Origin of the sequence: Pseudemcibacter sp. (assembly GCF_965661635.1) — a bacterium.
Lineage (GTDB): Bacteria > Pseudomonadota > Alphaproteobacteria > Sphingomonadales > Emcibacteraceae > Pseudemcibacter.
Map to the genome: position 1 here is coordinate 1 of NZ_CBFIEP010000003.1, position 4512 is coordinate 4512.

Annotated in this window: 5 protein-coding genes; 4 read left to right on the forward strand and 1 reads right to left on the reverse strand. The window is 38.2% G+C overall.

Annotated elements, in window-relative coordinates; genetic code table 11:
• On the forward strand, positions 1 to 653 hold a 653-nt coding region (locus ACTF6W_RS00195), incomplete at its 5' end, for an outer membrane protein (RefSeq protein ID WP_438992522.1).
• A gap of 72 nt (positions 654 to 725) precedes the next feature.
• Here the strand turns inward: ACTF6W_RS00195 and ACTF6W_RS00200 are convergent.
• The gene (locus tag ACTF6W_RS00200) at positions 726 to 1244 is read right to left on the reverse strand and encodes a peroxiredoxin (RefSeq protein WP_438992523.1); all 519 of its coding nucleotides are present in this window, start codon (positions 1242 to 1244) and stop codon (positions 726 to 728) included.
• 161 nt (positions 1245 to 1405) lie between these two features.
• Here ACTF6W_RS00200 and ACTF6W_RS00205 point away from each other — a divergent pair, with 161 nt between their 5' ends.
• The 3 genes from ACTF6W_RS00205 to ACTF6W_RS00215 form a co-directional block, all read left to right on the forward strand.
• On the forward strand, positions 1406 to 2524 hold the full coding sequence (locus ACTF6W_RS00205; RefSeq protein WP_438992524.1) for a pyridoxal phosphate-dependent aminotransferase: 1119 nt from the start codon (positions 1406 to 1408) through the stop codon (positions 2522 to 2524).
• Between the two features lie 147 nt (positions 2525 to 2671).
• Positions 2672 to 3796: a pyridoxal phosphate-dependent aminotransferase gene (locus tag ACTF6W_RS00210; protein ID WP_438992525.1), complete on the forward strand. Its 1125-nt coding sequence runs from the start codon at positions 2672 to 2674 to the stop codon at positions 3794 to 3796.
• Positions 3797 to 3820: 24 nt separating this feature from the next.
• Positions 3821 to 4512 (forward strand): aminotransferase class I/II-fold pyridoxal phosphate-dependent enzyme (locus tag ACTF6W_RS00215; protein ID WP_438992526.1); only part of this gene is annotated, 692 nt, incomplete at its 3' end.

The window sequence follows — 4512 nt, forward strand, 5'->3', positions numbered from 1 at the left end:
ATTCAGCCAATGCACAAACAAGCATTCATGATGGTGCTTATATGGGAATTGAAGGTTCCTATGGGAAAACCAGTCAATCTGATTTAACAATTATCACCCCTGAATTTGATGGTGTTGTTTTTGAAGGTGACATTCTTTCAACAACCACAAGAAACCCACTTTATACTGCTGAAGGTGGTGGCGCCGGTGTATTTTTAGGATATAGAATTTCAGAAGGACAATTTACATTAGCGGCTGAAGCAAATTATACGTATAGTTTTATTTCAAATGAACCTACTGCAGCGAGTAGATTTGAACAAACAAATGAATTCGGCGTTTCAGTATTTCCTGGGATTTGGGTTTCACCGGATGTCGTCGTTTTTGGACAAATTGGGTTTTCACAGCTAAAACTAAATAGTTTCGCGGGTAACGAACAATTTAACAATTCCGATTCTGGTTTACTTTTTGGTGGTGGTATCCAAGCATACCTTTCAGAACAAATATCAATAAGAGCGAACTACACACGCTCAACGCATAATCATCAAACTAATGACAATGTAGATGTTTATGAGTTTGTCGCTGGTGTTTTGGAACAAGTTGGCACAACTAATTACAGATATAATCACGCGATTAAACGTGACAAATTCTCTGTTTCAATGATTTATAATTTTTAGATTAAGTTAGATCATAAAAACAAAAGGCCGGTAAAATTACCGGCCTTTTTTATTAGTACAATTATACTAAAATTATGATTTTAGATAATTTAACATTGTATCAGCATCAGATACTTCAAATGGGTCAGTAGGACAATTATCACTGTATCCTTCTTCGGAGAATACTTTCTTAACTTCACCGTTATCAACGAGCATTGAATAACGCCAGCTACGCATCCCAAACCCAAGATTATCTTTATTTACAAGCATACCCATTTTACGGCTGAATTCGCCATTTCCGTCTGGAAGCAAGAATACATTCTTCGCATTTTGGCTTAAACCCCATTGATACATCACAAATGCATCATTCACAGAAATACAAACAATGGCATCAACGCCTTCCGTTTTGAAGTCTTCGTATAGTTCTTCGTATCTAGGAAGATGGCTTGTAGAGCACGTTGGTGTAAATGCACCGGGTAGAGAGAAAACAACAACTTTCTTATTTTTAAAGATCTCGTCTGTTGTTAAATCTTTCCATTCAAATGGGTTCGGGCCTTCAATTGCATCATTACGAACGCGTGTTTTAAAAGTAACGTCTGGAACTCTATTCATTTTTAAATCCTTTTTAATTATTAATATAGTTGTTATATAGTTTAGAACAATTCTAATGTAAAGGGGGCTACGAAAAAAAATATCAATTATTTTATGCTTGCCTCTCTAATAATAAACATTACATATAAGCTATCCAATTTGACAAAATATAAGGAATAACTATGACAACTGAATTAACGCGCCGTGATTGGCTTGTTGGTGGGGCAACTGTTGCAGGTAGCATGCTCGTTTCAAAAATGGTATCCGCACAAACAGTTCCTAATCCAAACTTAAACCCAACACCTGAAAATCCAATTCGTGCTGGGTTCAATGAAAATGTCTATGGTCCCTCACTTAAAGCAAAGAAAGTAATGGATAAAGCCGCCGAAACAGCTCACTTATACAACTTTTTTGAACAACGGACGTTAAATCAAGTTATTTCGAAAATGGAAGGTATTCCGGGATCGCATATTGCGATCGGCAATGGGTCAACGCCATTTCTTGAAAAAGCCGCAATGGCCTGTGCCATTAAGGGCGGCAAAGTCCTCGCCCCAGATCCGACTTATCAAAGCGTAACGGGCACCGCTAAAATGCTCGGAGTTGAGGTTGTGTCTGTACCTGTAGGTGATGATTTACATATTGATTTAAACGCCATGCGCAGTGCAATGACCGATGACATTAAATTGGTATACTTATGTAACCCCAATAACCCTATTCCAAGTATTATTGAGAAAAATGCACTTAAAGATTTTTGTCTTGAAATGTCAAAACGTGCCCTAGTCGTAATTGATGAAGCTTATTTTGAATATGTGAATAATCCAGATTTTCAATCAATGAAGGATTTGGTTGTCGATAATAAGAACATTATCATTTGCCGCACGGCTTCTAAAATTCACGGATTTGCGGGTGTTCGTATAGGGTTTGCATTCGCCCATCCTGAAACAATGCGCTATATTGCAGGGCCATTTAATTTATCGCTTGGTAATGTTGCAGTCGCAGGTGCAATCGAAAGCTATCAAGACATAGAATATCAATCAATCATCAAGCAAAAAAACCGTGAAAGCATGGATATTTTAGAAAAGATGTTTGAAGATTTAAACTTGGAATATGTAAAGTCCAACACCAATTTTGCCTTCTTTAATGCGGGTCGACCATCAACCGAAGTTGCAGAAGAATTAAGAAAACACGGTATATGGAGTGGTCGCCCATTCCCACCATTTACAAATTGGGTAAGAATGAGCACCGTAAAACCAGAAGAAATGCAATATGTAGCGGATACTTACCGTAAAGTATTTGGCTAATATTATTCTATTCTAATTTAAGAAAAAGCATCTGTGGATTACTACAGGTGCTTTTTTATTCCTTGGATTCAAGTTATATATATGGTTATATATGTTACATTATTTCAATAATAAAAAATAACGTAAAAATATTTGGACAATCATATTATGACAAAAACCATAACTCGCCGTGACTGGCTTACGGGATCAGCTACCGCAGCTGCAGCAACTCTTGCCTTATCAGGCAGTAAAGCCGCCTCACAATCATTCATGGCACCCAATGTTAATCCGACCGCGGAAAACCCAATTCGTGCGCATTTAAATGAAAATGTTTACGGGCAATCTTTAAAAGCAAGAAAAGCAATTGCTGACTCTGCGGATGATTCACATAAATATGCCTTCCAAACTTTATTTCAATTATTAGGACTGATGGCGAAATTAGAAGATATTCCTCAAGAATATGTCGGCCTTGGTGCTGGTTCTACGGAGTTTTTAGAAAAAGCAGCCGTATTCAATGCGCTTGCTGGCGGTGATATTTTATTGCCTACGCCAACATATGGTGACATCGCCCGTTTTGGTCGCACACTTGGTTCAAAACTTATTGAAGTACCGGTCAGCGATGACATGGCCATCAATTTGGATGCTATCCGCGCCGCAATGACGAAGAATGTGAAATTAATATATCTTTGTAATCCAAATAATCCAATTCCAACCATCATTGAAAAAAATGCTTTAATAGAATTCATCAATGAATATTCCGACCAGGCAACAGTATTAATTGATGAAGCATATTTTGAATATGTGGATAATGAGAATTACGAGAGCATGATCGGCATGGTCAAAGAAAATAAAAATGTGATTGTTACACGCACCGCATCAAAAATTCACGCATTTGCCGGCATGCGCTTTGGTGTCTGTTATGCGCATCCCGATATTATTAAAAAAATGTTCGGATTATTCACAAACACATTAGCTCTTCCAGCAATGCGCGGCGCGATCGCCAGTTATCAGGATATGGAATATCAAGCTTTTTTGAGACAGAAAAACAAAGAATGCCAAACAATCGTTTCCAATATGCTTGATGAACTAAATCTTGAGTACGTGAAAAGTAATGCGAACTTTATCTTTTTCAATGCGGGACGCCCATCTAAAGAAGTCGCTGAAATTATGAAAAAACATCATATTCTTACTGGTAGAGAATTCGCACCATTTACAAACTGGGTGAGATTAAGTTTATCAAAACCGGAAGAAATGCAATATTTCGTTGAAAAATATAAGCAAGACTTCGGTTAATCATAAAATATCAGGGAGGATATAATGACAGGAGAATTAACAAGAAGAGACTGGTTAGTCGGAACGTCAGCCGTCGCTGGCGGCGTTATGCTTGGAAGTAGTGCATCCGCACAAGACATGGGCAGCATTATGAATATGGGGGCACCAATTAGTCCTGAAAACCCAATTCGTATGACCAATAATGAAAACCCTTATGGTATCAACCCAAAGGCGATGAAAGTCATAGTTGAGGCCTATAAGCTTGCTCATACTTATAATTTCACCATACGAGGAGAATTAATCAAAGTCATTGCTGAAATGGAAAATATTCCGGAAGAATGCATTGCCGTTGGCGCCGGGTCAGGCGAATACCTAATGGCAACAGGCGCTCTTTGCGGTATGTCAGGCGGTGATATGATCGCCCCTTATCCAACATTCGGTGGTATTTTAAGGTCCGCAAGAAATTTCGGTGCCAATATCATTACTGTCCCTGTAGCAGATGACTTAACCATTGACTTAGATGCGATGAGAAAAGCCGTTACAGATAAAACAACGTGTATTTATCTCTGTAATCCAAACAATCCAATCCCAAGCATTATTGAAAAAAATGCATTGGAAGAATTCTGGCTTGAATTTTCGCAAAAGGAGGTGATTGTGATTGAGGAGGCGTACTATGACTCGGTACGTGATGATAGTTTCTCGACGATGGCACACCTTATTAACGATAATCCACATCT

What these genes read in the sequence shown, in the direction of transcription:
- ACTF6W_RS00200 (WP_438992523.1), bottom strand. Translation starts at nt 1,244, where the DNA reads ATGAATAGAGTTCCAGACGTTACTTTTAAAACACGCGTTCGTAATGAT.
- ACTF6W_RS00210 (WP_438992525.1), top strand. Translation starts at nt 2,672, where the DNA reads ATGACAAAAACCATAACTCGCCGTGACTGGCTTACGGGATCAGCTACC.
- ACTF6W_RS00205 (WP_438992524.1), top strand. Translation starts at nt 1,406, where the DNA reads ATGACAACTGAATTAACGCGCCGTGATTGGCTTGTTGGTGGGGCAACT.